At 61.6% G+C, this 25,524-nt stretch carries 28 protein-coding genes and 1 pseudogene; 13 read left to right on the top strand and 16 right to left on the bottom strand.

What is annotated here, in order from left to right:
- Positions 1-138: 138 nt before the first annotated feature.
- On the bottom strand, positions 139-747 hold the full coding sequence (locus OS035_RS27590; RefSeq protein ID WP_097626706.1) for a 50S ribosomal protein L25/general stress protein Ctc: 609 nt from the start codon (positions 745-747) through the stop codon (positions 139-141).
- 343 nt (positions 748-1,090) lie between these two features.
- Between OS035_RS27590 and OS035_RS27585 the strand changes: the two genes are divergently transcribed.
- On the top strand, positions 1,091-2,629 hold the full coding sequence (locus OS035_RS27585; protein ID WP_097626708.1) for a hypothetical protein: 1,539 nt from the start codon (positions 1,091-1,093) through the stop codon (positions 2,627-2,629).
- 191 nt (positions 2,630-2,820) lie between these two features.
- Here OS035_RS27585 and OS035_RS27580 read toward each other — a convergent pair whose 3' ends face one another.
- From OS035_RS27580 to lgt, 6 genes are all read right to left on the bottom strand, one after another.
- Complete coding sequence (locus tag OS035_RS27580; RefSeq protein ID WP_331814268.1) at positions 2,821-3,753, bottom strand: ribose-phosphate pyrophosphokinase; 933 nt, start codon at positions 3,751-3,753, stop codon at positions 2,821-2,823.
- 105 nt (positions 3,754-3,858) lie between these two features.
- A complete protein-coding gene (locus OS035_RS27575; protein WP_097626710.1) occupies positions 3,859-4,680 on the bottom strand; it encodes a hypothetical protein in 822 nt (273 codons plus the stop codon).
- Between the two features lie 90 nt (positions 4,681-4,770).
- Positions 4,771-5,922, bottom strand: a complete 1,152-nt coding sequence (locus tag OS035_RS27570; protein WP_097626712.1) for a M24 family metallopeptidase — start codon at positions 5,920-5,922, stop codon at positions 4,771-4,773.
- A gap of 5 nt (positions 5,923-5,927) precedes the next feature.
- Positions 5,928-6,722 (bottom strand): peptidoglycan editing factor PgeF, encoded by a 795-nt coding sequence (pgeF, locus tag OS035_RS27565; protein ID WP_097626714.1) that lies wholly within the window; start codon positions 6,720-6,722, stop codon positions 5,928-5,930.
- Positions 6,723-6,833: 111 nt separating this feature from the next.
- Positions 6,834-7,934 carry a class I SAM-dependent methyltransferase gene (locus tag OS035_RS27560; protein WP_097626716.1) on the bottom strand — a complete coding sequence of 367 codons (1,101 nt, stop codon included), beginning with the start codon at positions 7,932-7,934 and terminating at the stop codon, positions 6,834-6,836.
- Between the two features lie 19 nt (positions 7,935-7,953).
- Entirely contained in the window at positions 7,954-8,802 is an 849-nt protein-coding gene (gene lgt, locus OS035_RS27555; protein WP_097626718.1) for a prolipoprotein diacylglyceryl transferase, read from the bottom strand.
- Positions 8,803-9,005: 203 nt separating this feature from the next.
- Between lgt and OS035_RS27550 the strand changes: the two genes are divergently transcribed.
- The 4 genes from OS035_RS27550 to OS035_RS27535 all read left to right on the top strand — a co-directional run bounded on the left by OS035_RS27550 (position 9,006) and on the right by OS035_RS27535 (position 11,549).
- A complete protein-coding gene (locus OS035_RS27550) occupies positions 9,006-9,266 on the top strand; it encodes an accessory factor UbiK family protein (protein WP_097626720.1) in 261 nt (86 codons plus the stop codon).
- A gap of 492 nt (positions 9,267-9,758) precedes the next feature.
- Complete coding sequence (locus OS035_RS27545) at positions 9,759-10,259, top strand: YbjN domain-containing protein (protein WP_003541709.1); 501 nt, start codon at positions 9,759-9,761, stop codon at positions 10,257-10,259.
- Position 10,260: 1 nt separating this feature from the next.
- Complete coding sequence (gene proC / locus OS035_RS27540) at positions 10,261-11,088, top strand: pyrroline-5-carboxylate reductase (RefSeq protein ID WP_097626722.1); 828 nt, start codon at positions 10,261-10,263, stop codon at positions 11,086-11,088.
- A gap of 119 nt (positions 11,089-11,207) precedes the next feature.
- Positions 11,208-11,549, top strand: coding sequence for a tRNA-binding protein (locus OS035_RS27535; RefSeq protein WP_097626724.1), 342 nt, complete (start codon positions 11,208-11,210; stop codon positions 11,547-11,549).
- Positions 11,550-11,564: 15 nt separating this feature from the next.
- Here OS035_RS27535 and OS035_RS27530 read toward each other — a convergent pair whose 3' ends face one another.
- Entirely contained in the window at positions 11,565-12,218 is a 654-nt protein-coding gene (locus OS035_RS27530; protein WP_097626726.1) for an MBL fold metallo-hydrolase, read from the bottom strand.
- A gap of 72 nt (positions 12,219-12,290) precedes the next feature.
- Here OS035_RS27530 and OS035_RS27525 point away from each other — a divergent pair, with 72 nt between their 5' ends.
- From OS035_RS27525 to OS035_RS27515, 3 genes are all read left to right on the top strand, one after another.
- Positions 12,291-12,509, top strand: a complete 219-nt coding sequence (locus tag OS035_RS27525; RefSeq protein ID WP_131711514.1) for a hypothetical protein — start codon at positions 12,291-12,293, stop codon at positions 12,507-12,509.
- On the top strand, positions 12,506-13,123 hold the full coding sequence (locus OS035_RS27520) for a DUF1236 domain-containing protein (RefSeq protein WP_331814267.1): 618 nt from the start codon (positions 12,506-12,508) through the stop codon (positions 13,121-13,123). Before OS035_RS27525 ends, OS035_RS27520 begins: the two co-directional genes overlap by 4 nt.
- Before the next feature lie 190 nt (positions 13,124-13,313).
- Positions 13,314-13,583 carry a hypothetical protein gene (locus OS035_RS27515; RefSeq protein ID WP_097626728.1) on the top strand — a complete coding sequence of 90 codons (270 nt, stop codon included), beginning with the start codon at positions 13,314-13,316 and terminating at the stop codon, positions 13,581-13,583.
- A gap of 133 nt (positions 13,584-13,716) precedes the next feature.
- Here OS035_RS27515 and OS035_RS33615 read toward each other — a convergent pair.
- A pseudogene (locus tag OS035_RS33615) lies at positions 13,717-13,829 on the bottom strand (branched-chain amino acid aminotransferase); the annotation flags it as partial.
- A 307-nt stretch (positions 13,830-14,136) separates the two neighbouring features.
- Between OS035_RS33615 and OS035_RS27505 the strand changes: the two are divergent.
- From OS035_RS27505 to OS035_RS27495, 3 genes are all read left to right on the top strand, one after another.
- Positions 14,137-14,628: a MarR family winged helix-turn-helix transcriptional regulator gene (locus tag OS035_RS27505; protein ID WP_097626732.1), complete on the top strand. Its 492-nt coding sequence runs from the start codon at positions 14,137-14,139 to the stop codon at positions 14,626-14,628.
- Complete coding sequence (locus tag OS035_RS27500; protein WP_003581129.1) at positions 14,629-15,330, top strand: response regulator; 702 nt, start codon at positions 14,629-14,631, stop codon at positions 15,328-15,330.
- A gap of 132 nt (positions 15,331-15,462) precedes the next feature.
- Positions 15,463-16,839, top strand: coding sequence for an ATP-binding protein (locus OS035_RS27495; RefSeq protein WP_097626734.1), 1,377 nt, complete (start codon positions 15,463-15,465; stop codon positions 16,837-16,839).
- Here the strand turns inward: OS035_RS27495 and OS035_RS27490 are convergent.
- A complete protein-coding gene (locus tag OS035_RS27490; RefSeq protein ID WP_097626736.1) occupies positions 16,836-17,294 on the bottom strand; it encodes a winged helix-turn-helix transcriptional regulator in 459 nt (152 codons plus the stop codon). The two genes, OS035_RS27495 and OS035_RS27490, sit on opposite strands and share 4 nt — an antisense overlap.
- 36 nt (positions 17,295-17,330) lie before the next feature.
- Here OS035_RS27490 and OS035_RS27485 point away from each other — a divergent pair, with 36 nt between their 5' ends.
- Complete coding sequence (locus OS035_RS27485; protein ID WP_097626738.1) at positions 17,331-18,176, top strand: oxidoreductase; 846 nt, start codon at positions 17,331-17,333, stop codon at positions 18,174-18,176.
- Positions 18,177-18,250: 74 nt separating this feature from the next.
- Here the strand turns inward: OS035_RS27485 and OS035_RS27480 are convergent, their stop codons facing one another.
- The 3 genes from OS035_RS27480 to OS035_RS27470 all read right to left on the bottom strand — a co-directional run bounded on the left by OS035_RS27480 (position 18,251) and on the right by OS035_RS27470 (position 20,454).
- The gene (locus tag OS035_RS27480; protein ID WP_097626829.1) at positions 18,251-18,712 is read right to left on the bottom strand and encodes a BA14K family protein; all 462 of its coding nucleotides are present in this window, start codon (positions 18,710-18,712) and stop codon (positions 18,251-18,253) included.
- A gap of 148 nt (positions 18,713-18,860) precedes the next feature.
- The gene (locus OS035_RS27475; RefSeq protein WP_003561293.1) at positions 18,861-19,076 is read right to left on the bottom strand and encodes a cold-shock protein; all 216 of its coding nucleotides are present in this window, start codon (positions 19,074-19,076) and stop codon (positions 18,861-18,863) included.
- A 487-nt stretch (positions 19,077-19,563) separates the two neighbouring features.
- The gene (locus OS035_RS27470) at positions 19,564-20,454 is read right to left on the bottom strand and encodes a DMT family transporter (RefSeq protein WP_097626740.1); all 891 of its coding nucleotides are present in this window, start codon (positions 20,452-20,454) and stop codon (positions 19,564-19,566) included.
- Positions 20,455-20,546: 92 nt separating this feature from the next.
- Between OS035_RS27470 and OS035_RS27465 the strand changes: the two genes are divergently transcribed.
- A complete protein-coding gene (locus tag OS035_RS27465; RefSeq protein WP_097626742.1) occupies positions 20,547-21,020 on the top strand; it encodes a DUF3052 domain-containing protein in 474 nt (157 codons plus the stop codon).
- 4 nt (positions 21,021-21,024) lie between these two features.
- Here the strand turns inward: OS035_RS27465 and OS035_RS27460 are convergent, their stop codons facing one another.
- The 3 genes from OS035_RS27460 to OS035_RS27450 are packed head-to-tail and all read right to left on the bottom strand — an operon-like array spanning position 21,025 to position 25,375.
- Complete coding sequence (locus tag OS035_RS27460) at positions 21,025-22,167, bottom strand: PQQ-dependent sugar dehydrogenase (RefSeq protein WP_097626745.1); 1,143 nt, start codon at positions 22,165-22,167, stop codon at positions 21,025-21,027.
- Between the two features lie 60 nt (positions 22,168-22,227).
- Positions 22,228-23,001 carry a class GN sortase gene (locus OS035_RS27455; RefSeq protein ID WP_097626746.1) on the bottom strand — a complete coding sequence of 258 codons (774 nt, stop codon included), beginning with the start codon at positions 22,999-23,001 and terminating at the stop codon, positions 22,228-22,230.
- Positions 22,991-25,375, bottom strand: a complete 2,385-nt coding sequence (locus tag OS035_RS27450; protein WP_183777602.1) for a marine proteobacterial sortase target protein — start codon at positions 25,373-25,375, stop codon at positions 22,991-22,993. Before OS035_RS27450 ends, OS035_RS27455 begins: the two co-directional genes overlap by 11 nt.
- Positions 25,376-25,524 lie beyond the last annotated feature (149 nt).

Raw genomic sequence — 25,524 nt, 5'->3', positions numbered from 1 at the left:
GGCTTCTTTGCAGCTGACGAAGCATGCTTTCATGAATACGTTAAATGTTGCTGAAACAGGGGCTTGCCGGGCAATGAAAAGCCCGCCTTCCCAGTTCACGGGAAAGCGGGCCGTATGCTTTGCAAGTTGTCGAAGCTATCAGGCTTCGGCTTCGCCTTCCGCGGCGCTCTCGTCGATGCCGGCAGCCGGAGCGATGATGGTCGCGATCGTGAAGTCGCGGTCGATCACGGTGGTGACGCCCTTCGGAAGAGTGACTTCCGAAATATGGATGCTGTCGCCGATCTTCTTACCGCTGAGGTCAACGTTGAAGAATTCCGGGATCGCATCGGCCGGGCAGTGAACTTCGACTTCATGGCGAACGATGTTCAGAACGCCGCCGACCTTGAGGCCCTGGGACTTCTCTTCGTTGATGAAGTGAACCGGGATTTCAACGGTCACCTGGGTGTTGCCGGAGACGCGCAGAAAATCGACATGCATCGTGAAGTCACGGACCGGATCGAGCTGGTAGTCCTTCGGCAGAACCTTGTACTTCTTGCCGTCGACTTCGATCGTCGCCACGGTGGTCATGAAACCACCGGCATGAATGCGCTTCGTCACCTCATTGGTGTTGAGAGCGATGGCAATGGGGGCCTGCTTGTCACCATAGATGACAGCGGGAATCAAACCGTTGCGGCGAAGTTCACGGGCGGACCCCTTACCAACCCGTTCGCGCGCCTCGGCCTTGAGCTCGTAAGTTTCCTGGCTCATGGCTATTCCTTTCGAGGTTATTTGGAGAGTTCGTCGGCGGGCAAAAGCCTTGTTCCGTCGAACCGGAGGCGGGTTTCCCCATCCTCATCCGCGTTGCCTCCAAGGGTGTCTACACGGACCGGTGGCCTATATTATAAGTCGCTCGGAAACGCAAGTTGCGGATCAGGCATGTTTGCGGCAAGCCGAATGCCGCGTTCGGGAAGGCGATGTTTGCGCCTGCTGCGAATTCCGCAGCCCCGCAAAGCGGCGAAATCACCAGTCCCGCTATGGCTGAGGTTGACATCGGCGCGCTTCCCCTCTTTGGATGCCGCAATCAAAAAAGCGGCTGAGGAGAAATCGGACTATGCGTCTTAAACTTGTCACGGCAACGAGCTTGCTGGCACTTTGCCTTGTCACCACCGCCCAGGGTGTCGAGATCAACCAGAACGGCGCCGATGCGCTCAAGGGCAACCTGACGAAGCTGCTTCCCGAGGATCTGGCAAAGAGCGGCCTAATCACCGTCAATCCGGCGGGCACGCGCTACGAAATCATCTACGATCTGGCAAAGCTGCTTTCCAAAGCTGACCCTTCGAAATTCACTATCAACGGTTTGACGCCGTTCTCGACCTTTGCCACACCGCTCGACAGCGGCCTCTGGAACATCGAAGGCGACAATAAGTTTGATGTCTCCGGCCATTTCAAAGGACCCGACGAAAAGCCGACGGATTTCTCCTACTCCATCGCTTCGCTTGTCTATGCCGGAGTCTTCGATCCGGCGATCAGCTATCTGCGCTCCAGCACCGCCACGGCCAAGGACATCAAGCTCACCAGCAAGTCCGAGACCGAAGAAGTCAGCGCCAGCATCGCCAGCATGGATCAGAAGCTGAGTTCGACCGACAGTGCCGGCGGCAACGGGCGTATCGATATCGTAGGCAGCGGCTCGGCATCGACTTTCGTCGAGCAGGTCTCCGGCGCGCAAATGCCGCCCGTCGAAATCCGCGCCGACTCGATCGATGTCGAAGCCAAGATAAACGCTCTGCCGGCCAAGCAGATTCGCGAGATGGTCTTATTCATTCTCGATCATGCCGACGAGAAGGAACTGAGCCCCGAAAACAGCGCCAAGGTGAAGGGGATACTCAAGGACGCCTTTCCGCTTCTCGCCTCCTTCAGCGAGACGATTGGCGTCAACAATCTGACCGTCAGCACTCAGATGGGCAATGGCGGCGTCAAGCAGTTCGGCTATAACGTGGCCATGGACGGGCCGAGCGACGCGATGCGTTTCGGCTTCGGCATGAATGCGCATGACATCAGCCTCGACAGTCCGCTGATGCCGCCAAGCTATTCGACATTCATGCCGACCAGCTTCGATCTGCAGCTTGCCGTGCCGAATCTGGACTTTGCCAGCTTTGGCGATGCCTTGATGGCGATGGATTTCAAGGAAAATGCGCCGGAGGCGAGCGGCGAGGAGATGGGCAAGAAGCTCTTCCGCGACGGCCGGGTCACGGTCGACTTTCCGATGATCAGCGCCAAGTCGAATGTCTACGACATCGACGTGACCGGCAAGATCGAGGGACGGGTCGACACCGAGAAGGACTATTCGATGGAGGCGACCATCCTTGCCCGCGATCTCGACAAGACGATTGCCGCGGTTCAGGAACTTGCCAAGACGGATCCCGACCTCAACCAGGTTTCCTTCGGCATCATGATGGTGAAGGGCTTCGCCAAGACCGATGCGGACGGCCGCTCGCGCTGGGATATCAGCGTCAGCCGCGACGGCGCGGTTGCCGTTAACGGACAGGTGGTCAAGGGGCCGGACGCTCCGGATCAGGATCAGGGGCTGGAGCAGGACCAGGAGCAGGATCAGGGCCAGGATGCGGCACCTGCGTCGCCGCAGCAGCCTTGAGCGTTGTCTGTCATGATAACAAACTAATGAAGCCGGCCTTGTGCCGGCTTTTTACGCCTTATGTGACAAGCTTCGCCGAATGATCGGGGCGGTTTATTCTGGGTAATTCATACTGTTCAGCGAGCATGCCCGGTAATAGCCAGGTCCATCCGATGTAGAAATTGAAAGAGCCGGTCGAATGCCGGCTCTTTTCAATCGAAGAGGCTGGAGACGGACTCTTCCTGGGCCGTTCGGCTGATGGCTTCGCCGATCAGCGGCGCCGTCGTCACGATGCGGATATTGTGCGCCGAGAGCACGGCCGTCGTCGGCTGGATCGAATCCGTGATGACGAGTTCGCGCAGCTTCGAGGAGGTGACGCGGGTGACCGCGCCGCCGGAAAGGACGCCATGGGTGATATAGGCGGTGACGCTGGCTGCGCCCTTGGCGAGCATCGCGTCGGCCGCGTTGCAGAGCGTGCCGCCGGAATCGACGATGTCGTCGATCAGCAGGCAGTCCTTGCCGGCGATATCGCCGATGATGTTCATGACTTCGGATTCACCCGGCCGATCGCGACGCTTGTCAACGATGGCCAGAAGACAGTCCAGCCGCTTGCCAAGCGCGCGGGCGCGAACCACGCCGCCGACATCGGGCGAAACGACCACAACGTTGCTGAGGTCGTAATGGCTCTTGATGTCGCGCGTCAGCACAGGCAGGGCGAAGAGATTGTCCGTGGGTATATCGAAGAAGCCCTGGATCTGCCCGGCATGGAGATCGAGCGTCATCACCCGGTCGGCGCCGGCTTCGGTGATGAGGTTCGCGACCAGCTTCGCGGAGATCGGTGTGCGGCCTGAGGCGCGCCGATCCTGGCGCGCATAGCCGAAATAGGGAAGCACCGCGGTGATGCGGCGGGCTGAAGAACGACGCATCGCGTCGATCATGATCAACAGTTCCATCAGGTGGTCGTTGGCAGGGAAGGCGGTGGGCTGCACGAGGAAAACGTCCTCGCCGCGCACATTTTCCTGGATTTCCACGAAGATTTCCTGATCGGCAAACCTTCGAACACTGGCTCTCCCCAAGGGAACGTTGAGATAGGTGCAGATCGCTTCGGCGAGTTGCCGGTTCGAATTGCCTGCGAAAACCTTCATTTTGGTCCGCCCGTTATGCGCTGATAGCCGCGCTTTTTAGCCAGCTTCCCCGTGAATGCAAGGGCAAAGGCGCCACAGGCTTTCATATTTGCGAAAAGTTTGTGACTAACCACCCCGCGTCTGCCGCCAGGAGGAGAATTCCGCGATGGTTTTCGAGCCGATCTGCTGCATCACCGAGGCAGGAACGCCAGCCCAGGGATCGGCCGCCGCCGTCGGCACGCTTTCCTGCCCCTGGATGCGGTGCAGGCGGCCGCCGGCGCTGTCGAGAATGTCCCAGACATAGACCACGGTGACCTTGCCGTCGTCGCTGAAGGCTGAGAGGTAGCCTTTGAGGATGTAATCGCTGCTCGCATCGGTCGAGCTCTTGATGGAAAGCCCGTGCGCGCGCGCCTCGGCGCCAAGCTGACGCGACAGCGGGGTCACCGCCTGAACCGGCGCGCCGATGATCGGCAAGAAGCGCACGGTGTTGCCGCGCACAGAGGAGGCGCCGGTGTTGAGGGCGGCGGTCCGTTGCGGCTGTTGTACGGCGGGCGGCTGAGCCGGTTGTGCGGGAAGCTCACCGCTGGAAGCCGGCGGTGGCAGCGATTGTTCCTCGATCGGGGCGGAGGCGGCCGGCGAGGAACTGCTCCTCGACAGGGCGTCTGCCTGCTGCTGCATTGTCGTCGGCGGCGCGCCGGTGCCGGGCCTGTAGGCCTGCTGCGACTGATCGTAAGCTGGATGGTAGCCGCCCGGCTGGGAGCTTTGGGCGAAGGCCCGCTGGCGAGAACCAGCCAGACGCTCGGCCTCGTTCTGTGTCACCGGGCTCGACGACGCGCGCGCGGAGGAATCGCCGATATCGACCTGCGGTGTCAGTGCATCGGTTGTGTTGCAGGCGGTCAGCAGGGCCGTGAAGACCAGGAGCGTGGGCACAATCGCAGCTCGCGTCATCCCTTGATCCGTCCTTCCCACAATCGCATCAGCCCCGCCCGAATTTATGCGGGCGGCGGCGGGCGTCTGTCAATTCCGGATTCTCATCGGTCAAAGACCGATGAAATCGAGCGGATGGCGGGATAGCGCGCGCGGCGCATCCGCCGTCGTCAGATAGGTCTGGCCGAGCGTCATCGCCGTGCCCGTGTCGGAATCGGCGATGATCATGTGCACGAAGAGCGACATGTTCGGCTCGATCGGCTGCGGATTGCCGACATGGAACATCTGATGCTCCATCCAGGAGGGCGAGAAGCGGGCGCCGAGCGAATAACCGCAGGCGTTCAGCCGGTGCCGGGCAAGACCGCGTTCGTCCATGATCCTGGCATGCATGTCGAAGACGTCGCCGAAGCTGTTGCCCGGCTTCAGCACCGTCTCGATCGCCTCGATGGTTTCGCGGCAGGCATTATAGAGCTCGCGGTGGCGTTGCATCGGCTCGCCGATGACGATCGTGCGCATCATGGCGGCATGGTAATGCGCGTAAGCGCCGGCCCATTCGAGCGTCAGCTGGTCGCTGGCGTCGAGTTTGCGGCGGCCGGCCTTGTAGCGGCAAAGCAGGGCATCGGCGCCGGAGCCGATGATGAACTCGTTGGCGGGATAGTCGCCGCCGCCGGAAAAGATCGCGCCCTGCATGGCGGCGAGGATATCGGCCTCGTCGGCACCGGGCTTCGTCAGCCGGATCGCGGCGTCGAGCGCATCGTCGGCGAGAACGGCGGCGCGCTCGACATAGGCAACCTCGGTCGGGCTTTTGACAAGGCGCAGGCGACTGACGAGATAGGACGCGTCGGTGATCTGGCCGAAGGTGGTCAGCTGTGCGTCGAGCAGGCGGGCGATACGGCCGGTCATGCCGTGCGTGTCATATTCGACGCCGATGCGGGCACCGAGCAGATCCATCTCGACCAGCAGGTTCTTCAGGTCAAGCGTCGGATCGGCGTTGACCCGGTCGACCCAGATATGGATGTCGTCGAGGATCGAGGTATGCCTGGCCTGGCGAAGATCGGCCGAGCGGGTCAGCAGCGCCATGGTGCCGTCGCTCTTGACGACCAGCGTCTGGAAGAAGCAGTAGCCAAAGGTGTCGTAGCCGGTCAGCCAGTACATGCTTTCCTGGGCGAAGAGCAGCAGGGCGTCGAGCTTTTCTTCCTTCATCTTCTCGGTGAGGCGCGCAAGCCGGCTTGCGAATTCGGCCTTTTCGAAGTGCAGTGCCATTCTGCTCACGTCTCCCTGATTGATATCGCGGAAATCTGCCGGCCGTAGTCCGGCTCCTTGCGATGCGTCGTCCTGCGGTAGGAAAAGAAGCGCTCGCTGTCCGGATAGGTGCAGAGGCCGAGGCTTTCGGCCCGCACTCCGGCTTTCGTCAGCCGGTCGACAGTCAGCGCCGGCAGGTCGAACATGGCGTGGCCGGAGGTTGCGGAAGGCACGAAAAAACGCGCATCTTCCGGGTTCCCGGCGACGAAACGCTCGACGAATTCAGGACCGACCTCATAGCTTGCCTGGCTGATCGAGGGGCCGAGGCAGGCGATAATGCGTGTGCGATCCGCCCCCAGCGCTTCCATGGCGGCGATGGTATTTTCGAGCACACCCGTCAGCGCGCCTTTCCAGCCGGCATGGGCGGCGCCGACGACGCGATTGTCCGGGTCGGCGAACAGGATCGGGCCGCAATCGGCGGCAAGCACGCCAAGCACAATGCCGGGGGTGCGCGTTACCATCGCATCCGCCTCGGGGCGGGCGCCGTCGTAATCGGCATCGATGGTCACGACGTCAGGGGAATGGACCTGATGCACAGTCGCCAGCCGCTCGACCGGCAGGTCGAACCACGCGGCGACGCGGCGACGGTTTTCCAGGACCTTGTCGCGTTCGTCGTTGGAGCCAAGGCCGACATTGAGGCCGCGATACAGCCCTTCGGACACGCCGCCGGCGCGGGTGAAATAACCGTGGCGGATAGTGCCGCCTGCCGCTTCATTCAGCAGCGCGCTTTCGATCGGTGCGGGAGAGGCCGCTTCCTGCATCTGTGATTCCGGGGTTTTTTAAGGGGTTTGTTATTATCCCAAGCGCATCGCACAGGCGGCGCGCTTCAAGTTCTTGTTCGCGCGGATGTTGAACCAGCCGCGTGCGCCCTGTCAATCCACCGGGCGAAAGGGCATGAGGTCGACCGCGGGATGAGAGACCGCCATCACCTTGAAGAGTTCGCCCATCCGGCCTTCACCGGCGCCGGCGAGCCGGTCGACCGCCGCCTGGATAACCTGCTGGGTTTGCGGCTCGCGGTCGTGGCCGAGGGCGGCGGCACGTTCGAGGATGCCGAGACCGGTCAGAAAATCACCCTGATGCAGGGCGCCGTTCAGATGGACGCCGGCCGCAAGTGCGGTTTCGGCGAGCTGCTGGAAGTCGACATGGCTCGTCAGATCGGCTTCACCGGGATGGGCGAGCGGCGGATCGAATTCATGCATGCGCACGGCCTGCAACGTATCGCCGAAGCCGGTGACGAGATGGCCATAATCGATCGCGAGCGCCGTGCCGCCGAAAGCGCGCAGCCGCTCGCAGATCGCAATCATGACAGCCTGGCGGGCAGGCGAGATCTCGAAGAGCGTGCCGAGCGGCAGGTTCTGCACCGGTTCGGGCAGAAGCGCCGGATCGAGGCCGGCGACGCCGGCGGAGAAGGTCAGCTCCCCATCGGCATCAATTCCGATCATGCGCTCGCGGAAACCCGTCGGCATGCGGACGAACTGGCGGATCGGGATGGCGTCGAACAATTCGTTGGCGGCGATCAGCGTGAAGCCCGGCGGGACTTCGTCGAAGCCGTCGTGCCAGGCAATCTTATCATCGTAAGCTTCGAGCGTCTGGCTCTGGACGTCGCGCAGGCGCTCGCTGGTTTCGACGAGATGCACGGTCATAGCATCCAGCAGCGGCGGGGCGATGCGCGAGATGACGCGCAGCATATCGGCCATCATCGTGCCGCGGCCGGGTCCGATCTCGACGAGACGGACGCCCGCCGGCGTGCCGTGGCGCTGCCAGGCATGAACGATGAAGACGCCGATCATTTCGCCGAAAATCTGACTGACCTCGGGCGCGGTCACGAAATCGCCCGCACGGCCGAAGGGCTCGCGGGTGCGGTAGTAGCCGTGTTCAGGATCGGCCAGGCAGAGCGAGAAATAATCGGTGACGCTGATCGGGCCGTTGGCCTGGATGATCGCCTTGATCTTTTCGCCTAGAGCGGTGGTCATATCGCGCGTCCTGCCGTTTTCAGAGCTGCAGCGCAGCCTGGCGGCGGGCCCTGAGCATTGCCCAGATGCCGAGCAGGATCATCGGGGAGGAGAGCACCATGCCCATGGTCAGCCAGTTTGTGCCGAGGAGGTAACCGAGCTGGGCGTCAGGCTCGCGGAAGAATTCGACGAAGATGCGCGACAGGGCATAACCGGAGACGAAGACGCCGGTGATGAAGCCGGGGCTTTTCAGAGCGCGCATGCCATACACCAAGGCGGCCAGCACCAGCAGAAGAACGATGCCTTCGAGGCCGGCTTCGTAAAGCTGGCTCGGGTGGCGGGCGAAGGGGCCGCCGGTCGGGAAGACCACCGCCCAGGGCACGTCGGTCAGCCGGCCCCAGAGCTCGCCGTTGATGAAATTGGCGATGCGGCCGAAGAAGAGGCCGAAGGGAACGACGGTGGCGACGATGTCGAACAGGCTCCAGATCGGGATGCCGTTGCGGCGGGCAAAGACGATCATGGCGATCGTCGTACCCGTCAGGCCGCCATGGAAGGACATGCCGCCGTTCCAGATCTCGAGCGCACGGATGGGACTGCGAAGGACGGCGGGGAGATCATAGAAGAAAATATAGCCGAGACGGCCGCCGAGGACGACGCCGAGGGCCGCCCAGACGATGAAATCGTCGAGCTGCGTCTTAGACATCGGCGAGACGTTGCCGGGCCAGAGACTGTCATTGGCGGCGAGGCGGCGCGCATAGGCCCAGCCGAGCAGGATGCCGGCGACATAAGCGAGACCGTACCAATGAATCGCCAGCGGGCCGATCGAAAAGGCGATCGGATCGATGTCCGGAAAAGGCATGATAGCAAGGAGATTGGCTGCTGTCGGCAAGGTTTTCCCACCTGTTTGGTCGCGCGGAACATGCCGCTGCGATCCCGGACGGTCAAGTCCATTGTTCGTGATGGCTCTTTCCCGGCCGGGTACGGCAAGCCGATCCGATGCAAAGCGCTTGCATCGCGGGTGGCGAAGCCCTACCTCAATCCTTGGGGCCCCAAAGGGCTGAAATTCACCTCATGCGAAGGGAGAAAAACGCCATGGCGACCGGAACGAACCGCATCATGGACGAATTCGCCAAGCTGATGACCGATGCGGCAGGTGCTGCCCAGGGCGTCCGCAAGGAGATCGAGACCGCCTTCAACGCCCAGGCCGAGCGTTGGCTGAACAGCATGGATATCGTCAAGCGCGAGGAGTTTGAGGCCGTGCGCGAGATGGCGATCAAGGCGCGCGACGAGAACGAGGCGCTTGCCGCCCGCATCGCGGCGCTCGAGGCGAGGCTTGCCGGCGAAGGGCACTAAAGCGCGCCGCGGTCTTTTTAGATTCGCCCCTTGCGCTGCAGGTCTTCGTTTTCCCGCATGTAGCGCAAAAGCCGCTGAACACTTTTGCGCGACATGGCTGAAAGTCCCGATATGACGCAGACGCGGCGTTGCCTTCATGCCACACGCCGCATCCGTCACAAAAAAATCAGGTGAGTTTTTCCACCTGTGGACACTGCCAAAAAAGCCAATTCGCAGAGTCGCTTATTCTCCCTTCTGAATTGAATTTCGAAGAGCCTTTCCACAGTGGTCCGGCCTATTTTCCCCTCAGGGGGCTGGCAGGGGGCAAGGCGCATTATACACTGATTTTAAATGATGATTCGAAGCGACTTGGTAAGCTCCGGGCAGGTTATCTGCGTTAAGTCTGGCAGCGGTTCAACGATCATCCGAGTGGTGGTTCCGGTATTTGCGTGTGTCTTTCTTGTGTGCGTACACAAAGTTAGGTCGCATTCGTTCCGGTCAAGAAGGTGCTGCATGAACCTGATGGAATTGGAAGTCGAGCGTCAGTCGAACCCGGTCGATATGATCGAGTACGTTGCCTCCAACAACGACTGGTCGTTCGAACGCTCCGGCGAGGACGAGATCGCGATGACGGTCGAGGGTCGCTGGACGGACTATCACGTCTCCTTCTCCTGGATGGAGGAATTCGAGGCGCTGCACCTTGGCTGCGCCTTCGATATCAAAGTTCCCGACATCAGGGTCAACGAGGTGGTCAAGCTGCTTTCGGCGATCAACGGGCAAGTGCTGATGGGGCATTTCGACCTTTGGCGCCAGGAAGATGTCGTCATCTTTCGCCAGTCGCTGCTGCTCGCCGGCGGCGCGGAGCCCACCAACCGCCAGGTGGAAGTGCTGCTTTCCAGCGCGCTCGATACCTGCGAAGCCTATTTCCAGGCATTCCAGTTCGTCGTCTGGTCCGGCATGGAAGCGACGAAGGCGATGGAAGCCGTATTGTTCGAAACAGTCGGCGAGGCATAAGATGCCCGCGAACGCTTTCTCCTCGACAAATCCCGTCGTCCTGATCGGTGCCGGCAACATGGGCGGGGCGATGCTCTCCGGCTGGCTGAAAAGCGGCGTGCCGGGCTCGGCCGTTCTTGTCGTCGATCCTGGCCCGTCGCCGGCGATGCTGGCGACGATCAGCGAGGCCGGCGCGACCCATGTTACCGCGGCTCCGGCGGATTTGAAGGCAAGCGTGCTGTTTCTCGCGGTCAAGCCGCAGGTGATGGAGACGGTGCTGCCGGCGGTGAAGAGCGCCGTCGGGCCGGAAACGGTCGTCGTCTCTGTGGCCGCCGGCAAGACGCTCGCTTTCCTCGAGAAACATCTGGGCAAAGCCGCCATGGTGCGGGCCATGCCGAACACGCCGGCCATGGTCGGGCGCGGCGTCACCGGCGCCTTTGCCAATTCAGGGGTCAGTCATCAGCAGCGCGAACGTGTCCATTCTCTTCTCAGCGTCTCGGGTCCTGTGGAATGGGTGCCTGCAGAGGCCGATATCGATGCCGTGACGGCGCTTTCGGGCAGCGGTCCTGCCTATGTGTTCTATCTCGTCGAATGCATGGCGGAGGCAGGCCGTAAACTCGGCCTGCAGGCGGACCTCGCCATGCGTCTTGCGCGGGAAACAGTCGCGGGGGCTGGTGAACTTTTGCACCAGTCCCCCGACGACGCTTCGCGGCTGCGGCAGAATGTGACCTCTCCTGGCGGCACGACGGCGGCTGCGCTCGCCGTGCTGATGGCCGAAAACGGCATGCAGCCTCTGTTCGACGCAGCACTGGCAGCGGCGCGCAAGCGGGCCGAAGAACTGGCCGGCTAGAGCGCCGCGCGTCTATAAAGACGCGCTAAGGACGCTCTGACATTATGAATTTGCGCATTAATCCTTTGCGAAAACCGATCGCGATTTTCGCAAAGGATTAATGCGCTAGCGGAGACGATATGTCCGAGGAAATTGCCTACGCCGATTTCGAGCGCGTCGACATTCGCGTCGGCACGATTATCGAAGCCAGTCCGTTTCCGGAAGCGCGCAAGCCGGCGATCAAGCTGGTCATCGATTTCGGTCCCGAGATCGGCACGAAGAAATCCTCGGCCCAGATTACCGTGCATTACACGCCGGAAAGCCTGATTGGCCGGCAGGTGCTCGGTGTCGTCAACTTCCCGCCGCGCCAGATCGGGCCGTTCCGCTCGGAAGTGCTGACGCTTGGATTCGAGGACGAGAACGGCGCGATCGTGCTTGCTGATGTCGAGCAGCCCGTGCCGAATGGCCGGAAGATGATGTGAGCCCGCGCCGAACGCTCAGCCGGTTCTGATTTCCTGCAAAAATGGATTGCTGCGCCGCTCATCGCCGATGCGGCTGCCGGGGCCGTGGCCGCAGATGAAGCCGACGTCGTCGCCAAGCGGCAGCACCTTGTCGCGGATCGAGTCGAGAAGCTGCTGATGATTGCCGCCCGGCAAGTCGGTGCGGCCGATCGAGCCGTTGAAGAGCACGTCGCCGAGATGGGCGAAATTCTGCGCACGGTTGAAATAGATGACGTGGCCCGGCGCATGACCGGGCGCATGATAGACCTCGAATTCGTGATCGCCGAAAGAGATCTTGTCGCCATCCTTCAGCCAGCGGTCGGGTAGGACGTTGCGCAATCCCGATATGCCGTATTTTTCGGCCTGGGTCTCGATCCGTTGCAGCAGCGGCAGGTCGTCCTGATGCGGGCCAACCACCTCGATGCCCAGGGCTTCCTTTAGCTCGCTGGCACCGCCGGCATGGTCGAGATGGCCGTGCGTCAGCCAGATCTCCTTGATGATCAAGCCGTTTTGCGCGATCGCCTGAAGGATCAGCGGCACGTCGCCGCCCGGATCGACGACGACGCCTTCCTTGGTCTCGGGATCGAAGAAGATCGTGCAGTTCTGCTGGAAGGGTGTCACCGGAATGATGCCGGCCTGGAGCATGCCCATAAGTGCCTCGCTTGGTGTCTGGGATGCTCAGGGTATAGTCCGAAACCGCGTCAAGGACAGCCGGAATTTTCCGTGTTTGCTGCCTTGCCTCACGGCAAGAAGACGGGCTGCAACAAGAATTTATGCCTTCCGATGGTGTCGTCAGATGCCGAAAAACCTTGTTTTATTGAATTTTTTCAATTGCTTATGAAGTGCATTCTGCAAGCGGTCTTTGATGCTAGGCAGTCGATGGGAACATCGTGGAACGCCGCGCGTTGTCAGCCCATCGAAACCAAGGAGACGCTCAGATGACCTTGAAGAGAAACATTCTATTGGCCGGAGCCGTGCTCCTGGCGAGCGGCGGTCTGGCGCAGGCGGAGATGATGGCGACGACCGTCAACGATCTCAATGTCCGTGCCGGCCCCGGCCCGCAATATCCGGCGGTCGGTCTTGCCACCCGCGGCTCGACCGCGGTGCTCGACGGCTGCATCGAAGGCAGCCGCTGGTGCCGCGTCGACGTCAACGGGATGCGCGGCTGGGTCTACGCCGACTATCTGCAGGTCGACCGCGGCGGCAGCCAGGTCATCGTCGAACAGCACCGCGACGAGATCGGCGTTCCTGTCGTAACCTACGAGTCGACCGCCAGCGTCGTTCCCGTTGACCCGCAGCCGGCCCCGGGCGACGAGTTGCTCGGCCCGGTCGGGGCTGTCGAGAGCATCACGCCGCCGGAGACGGTCCGCACCTATATCGACACCAATCCCGGCCAGACGGTGCAGCTCGGCGGCGATGTCGTCGTCGGTGCAGAGGTGCCCGCCGATGTTACCTTCCAGTCGATCCCGGATTACGAGTACCGCTATACCAGGATCAACGACCGACCGGTTCTGGTTGATCCCGGTACACGCCGGATCGTCTACGTTTATCAATAATCGAACCGGGAAAAATACAACGAGGCGGTCGAACTGGCCGCCTCGTTTCACGTCTGTCAACTTCTTCCCTTGCCTCCCGCATGGGTTGATTTTTTCTTAACGCTTTCCTTCGTAATATGATAAAATGCTAATATGCTGAAGGTTCGGCATATAAAGCGGCGATCGGGGAGATCGCCAGAGGAGGAAAGTCATGGAAGCGCTACTTCCGCTCGTCATACAATTGATTGCCGGTGCCATTGGCGGCAATGCCGCGAGCGCCGCCTTGAAGCAGCATGCGATCAATGTCGTCGCTCGAACGATCGCAGGCGCGATCGGCGGTGTCGCCGGCGGCATGCTGCTCGGCATGGTCGGTGGGGAAGCGGCTATGACCGGCCTGATCGCTGCCGGCATCGGCGGCCTGATCGGCGGCGGCATTCTCTCGACGCTCGCCGGTCTGGTCATGGCACGGGCACATCGGTAAATGCCCGCGGGCGTTCAGCCTAGCGCCGCGCGTCTTTTCAGCCGTGCGGCGCCGTAACGCTTTGAATCACTGTGTCGACCGCATGACGCATTTTGCCCGGCCGCGACTGCGGCTGGTAGCCGTTCATCGGCCTTTCGGAAATCGTCGTCACCTCAGCAGCCGAGCCGGTGAGGAAGCATTCGCTGAAGCCGGGGAATTCTTCCGCGGGGTTGCGCGCTCGATGACCTCGATGCCGCAGCGCTTGGCGAAACCGTTTGGTTATATAGGTGAGCTTGAACATCCGGCCAGCGCGCTCGCCCTTAAAGCCGGCGCTTCAAGCGCCAAGCCTGTTGATTGTTGTCCCCATTACGTTTTATCCACAGACGCAAGGGGAAATCGCGTATTGCGTCGGAGTGCCGGGCGGGTCTTGGTTTTCATGGAAATGCTGAGGAAAAAAGTCCGTGCGAGTCTCCCGTAGAGGTCGGAAAACTCACAGTGACGCAATTTATGTCAATAAAGCTGGCATATTTTGGCGAAATTTCCCGCGGGGGCGGGAAGAGAAAGGAAATGCCGCGTGTCACGACAGACCGGCCCGAAAGTAGGCAAGTCAGAGCCGCTGGCCACGCCGATGGAAGATACCGACATCATCGATTTCGAGATCATCGAGCTGTTCTTCTTCGCCTATCGCGACTTCGTTTCCGATCCTGACGCCATCCTCGAAACAAGCGGCTTCGGGCGGGCGCATCACCGCGTCGTGCATTTCGTCAACCGTAACCCCGGCATGACGGTGGCCGATCTTCTCGATACGCTGAAGATCACCAAGCAGAGCCTTGCAAGGGTGCTGAAACAGCTGATCGATTCAGGCTATATTCGCCAGGTGGCGGGGCCGGAGGACCGGCGGCAGCGCAAGCTTTATCCAACGAAATCGGGACGAGAGCTGGCGCTTGCTCTTGCCGAGCCGCAATCGCGCCGCATTGAGCGGGCATTCGAAGGGGCTTCTGCGGAGGTGCGGGAGGGCGTAAAAGCTTTCCTTAGAGGCATGCGGGACAGACAGAAGGCGGATTGAATGGCGGTCAAGACAGGTATTTCCGACGATGCGGCGCATCTGCTGGTGGTCGACGACGACTCGCGCATCCGCGCGCTGCTCAATCGCTATCTCGCCGAGAACGGCTTTCGCGTGACCGTCGCCGCCGACGGCGCCGAGGCGCAGCGCAAGCTCGCGGGTCTCGATTTCGACCTGATCATCATGGATGTGATGATGCCGGGCGAATCCGGCATCGACGTCACCCGCGGGCTTCGCGCCATCAAGAATGTGCCGATCATCATGCTGACGGCGTTGGCAGAGTCCGGCAACCGCATCGAAGGCCTCGAGGCAGGCGCCGACGACTATCTTTCCAAGCCCTTCGATCCGCGGGAACTGGTGCTGCGCATCAACAATATCCTGCGTCGCAATGCCGGCGGGGAGGGACCGAAGATCGAACAAGTGATGTTCGGCCCCTACACATTCTCGCTGACCCGCAAGGAGCTGAAGAAGGCCAGCGAGGTGATCCGGCTGACCGACCGCGAGCAGGAGATCATGCTGCTCTTTGCGCGGCGTGCCGGCGATACGATCCCCCGCCATGAGCTGATCGGCAACGACACCGAGGTGGGCGAACGGACGATCGACGTGCAGATCAACCGGCTGCGGCGTAAGATCGAGGATGATCCGGCCAATCCCGTCTGGCTGCAGACCGTGCGCGGCATCGGATACAGGCTGAGCATCGACTAATGCATGTCGCGCAAAACTGTGCAGCGGTTTTGCGGCAACGACATGCTGAAAACAAAGACCTAAAGCGCAAGGAGCGAATCTGAAAGTCGCGACGCGCTTTAGGTCTAAGGATAGAGGCCAGGACCGGCGCTGATGGTGACGATCGACAGCTTGCGGCGGGAAGACCGCAATTCTGCGCCAGGCTGGCGCTCGGTTGTCCGCTGGCTGCGCCGGCGGCTGCCGACCGGGCTTTACGCGCGCTCGCTGCTGATTATCATCATTCCGATGGTGCTACTGCAATCCGTTGTCGCGGCCGTCTTCATGGAGCGCCACTGGCAGATGGTGACGGAGCGGCTGTCGCTTGCCGTCACCCGCGACATTGCCGCGATCATAGAGATCATCGAGACCTACCCGCAGAATTCGGACTATAGCGAGATCGTCCGCATCGCCCGCGATCAGCTCAGCCTGCAGATCTCGATCGAGCCGGACGGCGATCTGCCGCCGCCGCGCGTCAAGCCCTTCTTCTCGATCCTCGATGGCATCCTCAGCGACGAGATCACCGACGAGATCCACCGGCCTTTCTGGATCGACACGGTCGGCAACTCGAACCTCGTCGAGATCCGCATCAAGCTTGACAACAAGATCCTCAGGGTGCTGACCAAGCGCAGCCAGACCTATGCCTCGAACACCCATATCTTCATCGTCTGGATGGTCGGCACCTCGCTGGTGTTGATCGGCATCTCGATCCTCTTCCTGCGCGGACAAATCCGTCCGATCCTGACCTTGGCGCGCGCGGCCGAAAGCTTCGGCAAGGGGCAGAAACCCGACAATTTCTATCCGCGCGGGGCCGACGAGGTCCGGCGCGCCGGCCTTGCCTTTATCCTGATGCGCGAGCGAATCGAGCGGCAGATCGAGCAGCGCACTGCGATGCTGTCGGGCGTCAGCCATGATCTGCGCACCATCCTGACCCGCTTCAAACTGCAACTGGCGCTCGCCGGCGACAATCCCGATCTGCATGGGCTGAACGACGACGTCGACGATATGCAGGCCATGCTGGAGGCCTATACGGCTTTCGCACGCGGCGAGGTCGAAGAAGATGTCGGCGAGTTAAGACTCAGCGAGGTCTTCGCAAAGCTGGAATCCGATTTCGCCCTGCACGGCAAGACATTCAGCTATACGATCGAAGGCGATGACGACATATCGGTCAGGCCGAACGCCTTCATGCGTCTCGTCACCAACCTTGCATCGAATGCGCGGCGTTATGCGGGCAGGCTCGACATTGAGGCCAAGCACAGTGCCAAATGGTTGACCGTCATCTTCGACGACGACGGGCCGGGCATTCCGGAAAAGAATCGCGAGGACGTGTTCAAGCCGTTCTTCCGGCTGGACGCGGCGCGTAATCTCGATGCCTCGGGCACCGGCCTCGGCCTTGCGATCGCCCGCGACATCGCCCGCAGTCACGGCGGCAACGTCACCCTTGGCGACAGCCCGCTCGGCGGACTGAGGGCAACGATCCGCATCCCGGCCTAAACGCCTGTCACGGTCAGCTTCACGGCCTTGCGCGCATCGAAATCGCCCAAACGTTCGACGATCCAACGCCAGAGGGCGGCAACCTGCATGAGGAGGTCGCGTCCGAGCGGCGTCAACTCATATTCGACGCGCGGCGGCACTTGCGGATAGAGGGTGCGGATGATGAGACCGTCTCTTTCGAGGGTGCGTAGCGTCTGCGTCAGCACTTTCTGGCTGATGCCCTCGACCCTTTCCATGAGGCGCGAGAAGCGCAAGGGTGCACCGGCATCGGCGAGCACGTGCAGGATGCGCAGCGGCCATTTCGCCGCCGCCCGCTCGATCAGTTCGCGAGCGCGCGCATCCTGTTCGTCCGTCATGGAGCAGCAGAAGTCGAACATGTCACTGGTCATGTCAGTTACCTCAAGGTGTGTATAGATCGTCTGGGTACCTTCTTTCGATTGGATACAACAGACCATACATCAGCCGGGAACCAAAGAAGGGAAAGGTTTCCGATGTCCAGGGTCTGGTTGATCACAGGAAGTTCGCGCGGTCTCGGCCGGGCGCTGGCGGAGGCGGTTTTGGCCTCCGGCGACAATCTGGTGGCGACGGCGCGCGATCCCGCCCGCCTTGCCGATCTCTCCGAGCGGTATGGCGGCCAGGTGTTGACGATAGCGCTCGATGTGACCGACGAGACGGCGGCAGCAGTGGCGGTCGAGGCTGGCGTGAAGAGGTTCGGGCGTATCGATGTGCTCGTCAACAATGCCGGCTACGGCAATGTTTCCTCGATCGAAGATACCAGTCTCGCCGATTTCCGGGCACAGGTCGAGGCCAACCTGTTCGGCACGATCATCATGACCAAGGCGGTCATCGCCTTAATGCGCGGGCAGGGGGCGGGGCACATCATCCAGTTCTCATCGGTCGGCGGCCGTATCGGCCCTGCCGGGCGCGGCGCCTATTCGGCGGCGAAATTTGCTGTCGAGGGCTTTTCTGAGGTGCTGTCGAAAGAGGTTGCGCCATTCGGCATCAAGGTGACAGTGATCGAGCCCGGCGGCTTCAGAACCGATTTCGCCGGCGCCTCGACGATGCTTGCCGAAGGGCGGCAGGACTATGAGGAGACGGTCGGCGCTACCGTGCGCTTCCAGCGTGAGTATAATGGCCGCCAGCCCGGCGATCCCGCCAAGGCGGCTGCGGTCATTATCCATATCGCCGGTCTCGACCAGCCCCCGTTCCGGCTGCTGCTCGGCAGCGATGCGGTCAGCAATGTCGAAAAAGCCGATGCCGCGCGTATTGAGGCTGATCGGGAATGGCGCGCCGTCAGCGTCTCGACCGATTTTGAGCCCGATGCCGAGACCCTTTGAGAAACTCGGCTGACAGATGGGCAAAAAGAAAGCGCCGCTAAAAAGCGGCGCTCGGCATCAGCGATGAAGAGAGATCAGCCGGCGGTGCAGAAATGGCTGCGGCCGTCATTGCCGATATAGGTGCCGCTACGCGGATCGAAGGAGCGGTAGCGATAAGAGCAGTAACGCTCCCATTGCGGCGACCAGGGCTCCACTGCCGTGCGGACCGGCGCATAATAGCGCGGCTGTTCGACATATTGCGGCTGCTCGACATAAACGCGGCGCGGGGCGCGATAGACCGGAGCCGGCTCGTAATATCCGGGTTCGTAGGGCGGGTCGATGTAGCGAGGCTCGTCGTAAACAGGGCCGTTATTGGCGTTGGCGATGGCCGAGCCGACGATCAGGCCGGTGGCAAGGCCGACTGCGCCTCCGACGAGCGCGTCGTTATTGCCATGATGCCGCCAATGGCGGTCGCCGGCCGATGCCTCGCCGATAACAGAAAGGGTAAGCGCAGCAGCCGTTGCCGTCAGCAGAAGAGTTTTGGCGAGCCTGTTCATAAGCATAAATCCCAATCCCGGGAACCGAACGCCGGTTCCTATCTCGATGATGATGGTAGTAGAGATCAGTAGCTGAACGAAGGCTGAACGACAAAACCCGGCATTGCTGCCGGGCTTCAACTCGAAATTCGACAGCCTTGTTAAGGGTTCAGCCCGCAATCTGCAGATTGACGGCCTTTGGGCCCTTGCCGCGGCGATCCGGCTCCGTGTCGAAGCTTACCTTCTGATTTTCCGTCAGGCCGGCCAGTCCGGAGGCTTGAACGGCAGAAATGTGAACGAAGATATCGGCGCCGCCCCGGTCCGGCTTGATGAAGCCGAAGCCTTTGTCGGTATTGAAGAATTTTACAGTGCCAGTCTCTGCCATGCGTCAGGTCCTTTTCTCTCCGCCCGCCATCCACACGGGCAGCATCATAGCATTGCCTCCTTGCGGGAGGCGTTGGCAGGCAATTCTTGAAATGTGAGAAAAAGGTCCCCTCTACCTCGGCCTGCTCCAGACAGGACTTTCGCCCGCCATAATCGGAACCGGCTGACCGGGATAATTGGCGTTCCCGGCGCGCAAATACTTTAGGACTTCCCATGCTCGCAAAATGCCCGAACGCGCTGAGAGTGCTGCGTTAAACGAATTTTGGCAAGTAAAAGTTTTTTTCCGTGTCGTTCGAGGCACACCTGCCCGGATATCCAATTTGCGCAAAAACGCAAAATTTCCTTCGCCGATAGGGAATGATTAACGTTTTACATCGTCTGCAATATAAGTTTCGAGCAGATTTTCCCAAAAATGCAACGTGAACGCGTCTTGCCGCTCTCGTTAATTTTTTTTCGGATTCGCCAATCGCCCATATTTGGAGGCGTGTTCAGACGGCTGGCAAGCGTCGCCGGGCAAATCCGGGCACGAGTTCGACCACAAGCATAGCGATAAACAGGAGCGCGCAACCTGCATAACCCGTCGCCGGCATCGTCTCCCCGAGCACAAGGGCCGCAAGCGACGAGCCGAAAAGCGCTTCGGAGGAGAGGAAGATCGCGGCCTGCGAGGGCGTCGTGTAACGCTGGGCGATCACCTGCAGCACGAAGGCCAAGCCCGAGGAGAAAATGCCGACATAGAGAATCTGAGGTCCTGCGGCCCATATTGCCGACAGCGTGATCGGTTCAAAGGCTGCGGCAATGGCGAGCGCGCAGACCGCGGTGACGGCGAATTGCGTGGCCGAGAGTGCAAGCGGCCTTCCGGTCGCAGAAACGGTCGTGCCGGCAAGGGTGATCTGGATTGCCCAGAAGACGGCGCAGGCGACTGTCAGGAGATCGCCTGAGGTGAGGGCCGAGAGATGACCGCCGGAGAGGAGATAGATGCCGGCGACGGCCATCAGCGCGCCCGGCCAGATGATCCAATGCGGGGCACGGCGCAGGAAGAACACGGCGATCAGCGGCACGAAGACCACATAGAGACCGGTGATGAAGCTGGAATTCGTCACCGTGGTCGTCTGCAGCCCGACCTGCTGTGTGGCTGCGCCGCTGAAAAGGGCAAGGCCGGTGAGGATATAGAGTTTCGCATGGCGGGCGCTTGTCTTCGCCTTGGCTTTGCGCGCTTCGAAAACGACGAAGGGCAGCACGGCCAATGTGGCGACGGTAAAACGCAGAGCGATGAACCAGAAGGGGCCGATCGCCTTCATCGCCGTCGACTGGGCAACGAAGCCGCCGCCCCAGATGGCGGCTGCGAACAATAGCAGGAGGTTCGCCTGAGCGCGCGTCATGTCGTCCTCTATGGGGAAGGGTAGGCCGGAGCGGTTAGCAGTTGCATTTCCTCCAGGCAAGGGCAAAGACTTCTATCGGCGGAGATGACAGGATGGGACAGGAAGAAAGCCGGCCGGCCGGCGATACGGCTGCAACGTCCGGGACGGCTGGCTATTCAGGCAGGCCGCTCGCCAGCAAGCTCGGCCTTGGGCGCGGGCAGGCGGCTGCTCTTCTCGGCGTTCCCGAAACGATTGGCGATATCCATGGCTTCGATGGTTTTGCCTCGGTCGCCCTTGCGCTGCCGGAGACGCCTCGGCGGGCTTTCGACTACGTGCATCTGTTTGTGACCGAACGGGCAGCGCTGGAGGCTGTCGCGGTTAGGCTCTTCGGCGTTCTCAAACCGGATGGCATGCTCTGGATCTCCTGGCCAAAAAAGAGTTCGCGGGTGCCGACCGATGTCACCGAGGACGTGCTCCGGAAGATCCTCCTTCCGACCGGTCTTGTCGACGTCAAGGTCTGCGCCGTCGACGAAATCTGGTCCGGGCTGAAATTCGTTATCCGCAAGGAACTTCGCGGGACCTTGTGATCTTTCAGCCGTTGTTGGCCTCAGCGCGCGAAACTCTGAGCAGCGCGCCGTTATCCTCGTCCGTCACCATCAGCAGCGCGCCGTCGGGCGCGACGATGACATCGCGAATGCGGCCGTATTCGCCCTCGAACAGCCGCTCCTCGGCGACGAAGGCGCCGCTTTCGTCGCGCTGCATGCGCGATAGCAGCTGGAACTTCAGCGCCGCGACGATGAAATTGCCGTCCCATTCCGGAAACATGGCGCCGCGATAGACAGCGAGCGCACCGGGCGCGATCGACGGATCCCAGTAATGCAGCGGCTGTTCCAGTCCCTTCTTCGCTGTACCTTCTCCGATCTCGGCGCCGGAATAGTCGCGGCCGTAGGTGATGATCGGCCAGCCGTAATTCTTGCCCGCCTCGGGCTCATTGATCTCGTCGCCGCCGCGGGCGCCGTGTTCGACGGTATAAAGCTTGCCGTCCTTGCTATCGAAGGTGATACCCTGCGGGTTGCGGTGGCCTTTCGACCAGATTTCCGGCAGCGCTTTGCCGCCGTCCTTGAACGGATTGTCGGCCGGGATGCTGCCATCGGCATTGATGTGGATGATCGAGCCGGCATCGTCCCGCCAGTCCTGCGAGCGGTCGCGGTCGCCGCGGTCGCCGACGCTGATGAACAGCGAACCGTCACGGGCAATGGCGATGCGCGAGCCGTACTGGATATTGCCCGTGGTGAAGCGCTGCATGGTGAAAACAGGCGTCACCGCATCGAGTGCCTTCTCGTCGGCGGAAAGCGTGGCGGTGAAGGCCTCGGTGCCTGAGCCCTGTTTATTGGCGATGGCAGCGGTGAAATAGAGCTTTCTGGACGTCGCAAAGTCCGGAGCCAGCGCCACATCCATCAGGCCGCCCTGGCCGCGGGCGCTGACCTTGGGCACACCGCCGATCGGGCCGGAGACTTTGCCGTCGCGGACGATGCGCATCCGACCCGGCCGCTCGGTGACGAGGTAGGCGCCGTCGGGCAACACCTCGACCGCCCAGGGATGTTCGAGGCCGTCGGCAAGCTTGTCGACACGGACCGCCAGATCCTGCGTGTTGACGGTGTCGTCCGCACCGGCTGATAAGGCGCCGATCAGAAGCAGCGCTGCGGCGATTTGAAAGGCGGATATTCTGGTCATCTTGCTTCCCCGTCGTCTGTCACGCTGGAACGTGGAGCGGGCAGGGGAGAGCTTCAACCCTCATTCGATCCGATATAACGGCTTTGTGTTTACCGGTTGAACGGAACCTGTCACTTGCCCATCGACCAGTTCGGCTTCGAGGATATAGCGCAACGGCCCGCGTTCGGTCGCATCGAAGGGCCAGCAGGTGGTCAGCACCAGATGGCGGCCGTTGGAGGCGGGATCGATGCCGCTGGCATCCCAGGGGGCGATACGGCCTTCGCCGGCCTTGAAGGTCAGGACCTTGCCGTCACGACGGGTGACCTCGATGGTGTCGCCGGGCTTTATATATTGCAGCCAGCGAAAATGCGTGTCGCGATGGGCGGCGATAACCGCGGTGCCTTCATCGCCTGGCTGCGGCGTGTTGGCGAGCCAGGCAGGACCAAAGGCGAGAGCTTCGCCGGAAGCGCCGGAAAGCACGATCGCCTCCTTGCCGAGGCGCGGTGCGCGCACCTTGGCTTCCGTAGTGAAATCAGCCCAAGGCCAGGGTTTCGTCGCTTCGCCCCTGAGTTCGGCAGCGAAGGCGCGTTTCAGCAGAACCTGGGAAAGCTCCGCCTTCGCCTTCAGCAGGAAACCGTCGCCGATCAGCGCCAAGCCGTAAAGGGCAAGGCCGGCGATACCGACGGCGATCGCTTTTTCGATCGGGGAAAGACGCCAGAGGAAGAAGCCTTTCCTCTGGCGCACCTTGGGCCTGTCGTGGGCCGTGGCGGCCGCCATGGCGAGTTCCAGATAGGTCGGAAGCGGCTCGAATTCGGCCGCTTCCTCGTTCCGGCTTGCTGCTAGCCTAGAGACCATTTGGCTTGGCTCCCACCGCGATCAACCGCTTGATGCGCCGGCGCCAGACGGCCAGCCCGCTTGCCGCCGTCAGCGCCAGGAGCAGCATGGTAAGCCCGCGGATGATCTGCTCGTCGGCGCGCGTCGCCGTCTGCGGCAGGTTCACGGTCGAGCTCTTCTGCGCGATCAGGGTGGCGGCCTTAGCGGTCGGGGCCGCGGCCATCATGTTGGCGAGCTCAGGCGATGCGGCGAGATCCGGTGTTTCGACCACGGCCTGTTGCGGTCCGGCGTTTGCTGCAGGGGTGGCTGCGCCATGACGTTCTCCGCCACCGGAAGGAACAACGTTTTCGCCGAAGACCTTATCGAAATCCCAACCCTCAGGCAGGTTCAGCGGCAGCTTTGCTGAGCCGAGCGGTTCGCTTGCCGGTCGCGACGGCGTGACGTCGACGGCGACCAGGCTGGTGAGGCGGGAGACGAGATGGTGGGCGAGCGCCACCGTCTCGATATCCTTGTCGAGCGCGGCCGGATTCTGACGCTCATAGGCGCGGGCTTCGAAATCATCGATCTTACGCCGCGCCCAGAGCTTGGAGACGCCGTTGCCGTCGGCGGCATTGGCGATATCCATTTGGACGCGCCAGGGCTGGTCGCCCGTCTTGCCGATGATTTCAAGCTTGCCGGCGGGCTTATCCCCCGGCAGTTCCGCTGTGAGAACGACAGGCTCGCCGCTATAAAGGTCCGGCATCGGGTTCGGCGTAATATCCTCGGCCGCGATGCCTTCGAAATTTGCGGCGATATCGATCATGGCGGGGTTCTGCAGCTTGGCGAAAAGCTCGCCCATGCGGCTTGCCACCTGATCGGTCGAGCCGATCTGAGTGAAGGTGCCACGGCCGATTTCGGCGGCCTTGGACATGAAATAGGTGTTCGGGGCCGAGCCGATCCCGACGGTGAAGACGCGGGCATCGCCGCGGCTTGCGGTGATTTCCTGGAAGAGCTGCTGTTCGTTGCCAATCGCACCATCGGTCAGGAACACGACCTGCCGCAGCGCTCCGGTTGCAACCGGTCCCTGATTGCGCAGCGCATCCTCGAGTGCGGGCAGCATTTCGGTGCCGCCGTCGGCGGTCAGGCCCCTGACGTAGGCGATCGCCTTTTCGCGGTTATCCGGGGTGGCGGCGACCAGGCCCTTGAAATAGTCGGTCATCGTGTCGTCGAAACGGACGACGTTGAAGCGGTCGTCGGGGTTCAGCCTGGAAATGGCAAGCGCCAGGCTCTGCCTTGCCTGCTCGATCGACGGCCCGGACATGGAGCCGGAATTGTCGATGACGAAGACCACTTCACGTTTGGCTGGCGGCGCTGCCGCATCCGGCGCCGTCGGCGGGGTGACGAAGGCGAGCAGATAGGTCTTACCATCAATCACTTCGCGGAAGAGTCCGGCGCTCGGCAGTTTGCCGGGCGCGGCCTGCCAGGTCAGTTCGAAATCCTTGTCGGCGGGGACGGCGTCCCCCTTCAGGCTGATCGTTCTCGTCTGGTCGCCGTCCTGGTGGATATCGACCTCGTGGAAGGAGGATTTGACCTCGCCGAGCCGAAAACCGGCCTTGAGGTCGACGGTCAGCGAAACCGGGTTGATCTTGGCATTGTCGCGCGGATCAAGCACCGGGGCTTCGATCTTATCCCGGTTTCCCACCGGGTCGCGCGGCGTGGCGAAACCGGCGCCGTTGTTGAACTCGACGGTCTGGACGATCGGCGCAGGATTGTAGCGCGGGGCGACGACCATCGGGAAGCGCAGCGAGAACTCGCCGCCCGACTGGTGGACGGTTTGCTGATATTCGATCTGCACGACGATCTCTTCCCCGGGCCCGATATTGGCGACCTGGTTGGTGAAGATGTTCGGCCGCTGCTGTTCGAGCAGCGCCGTCTTCTTGCCCTCCGCCTTGGCCTGCTCGTAGATCTCGCGGGCTTCCTGGCGCGGCTTGATCTGGCCTTCGATGAAGCGTTCGCCGATCTGCATCTTCAGCGCATCGACGGCGGAATTGTCCGGCAGTGGGAAGACGTAGGTGCCCTCGACCCAGCCCTTGCTCGGGTTCTGGAAACGCTGCGTCACCTTCACCCTCGCGATCGGGCCGGAGACATCGATCGCGACGTCGCTCTTCAGCCGCGGCGCTTCGACGTAGAAGCCCGGCTCCTTCGAAGGAAACAGCAGCGAACCGCTGTTGACGTCGTTCGGCCGCACCAGTGCTGCAAGCTGGCTGGGCGCCTGCTGCGTCTCGGCGCGAGCGGCGGAGACAAGCCCCAGCATTGCCGTGACACAGGCGACAAAGGCGGTGGCGGCGACAAGAAATGAAATGGAAATCCGGCGCGCACGTATGCGCCCTATGGCATATTCGTCTTCCAGAAACATTGGCATACCCTCAATAACCAATTTTGGATAAGTCAATGATGCGGCTTCGATCTCGGCGCGCTCGCGACCGAATTACGGCGCGGCCCGGCATTTGTTGCGGCTTATTCGTGGCGGCGATGAAATCCTGCGATCTCTCTGATTTCAAAAAG

Origin of the sequence: Rhizobium sp. 268, from assembly GCF_036571585.1 — a bacterium.
In the GTDB taxonomy this organism is placed as follows: Bacteria; Pseudomonadota; Alphaproteobacteria; order Rhizobiales; family Rhizobiaceae; genus Rhizobium; species Rhizobium redzepovicii.
This window is presented reverse-complemented; position numbering and strand designations above follow the sequence as displayed.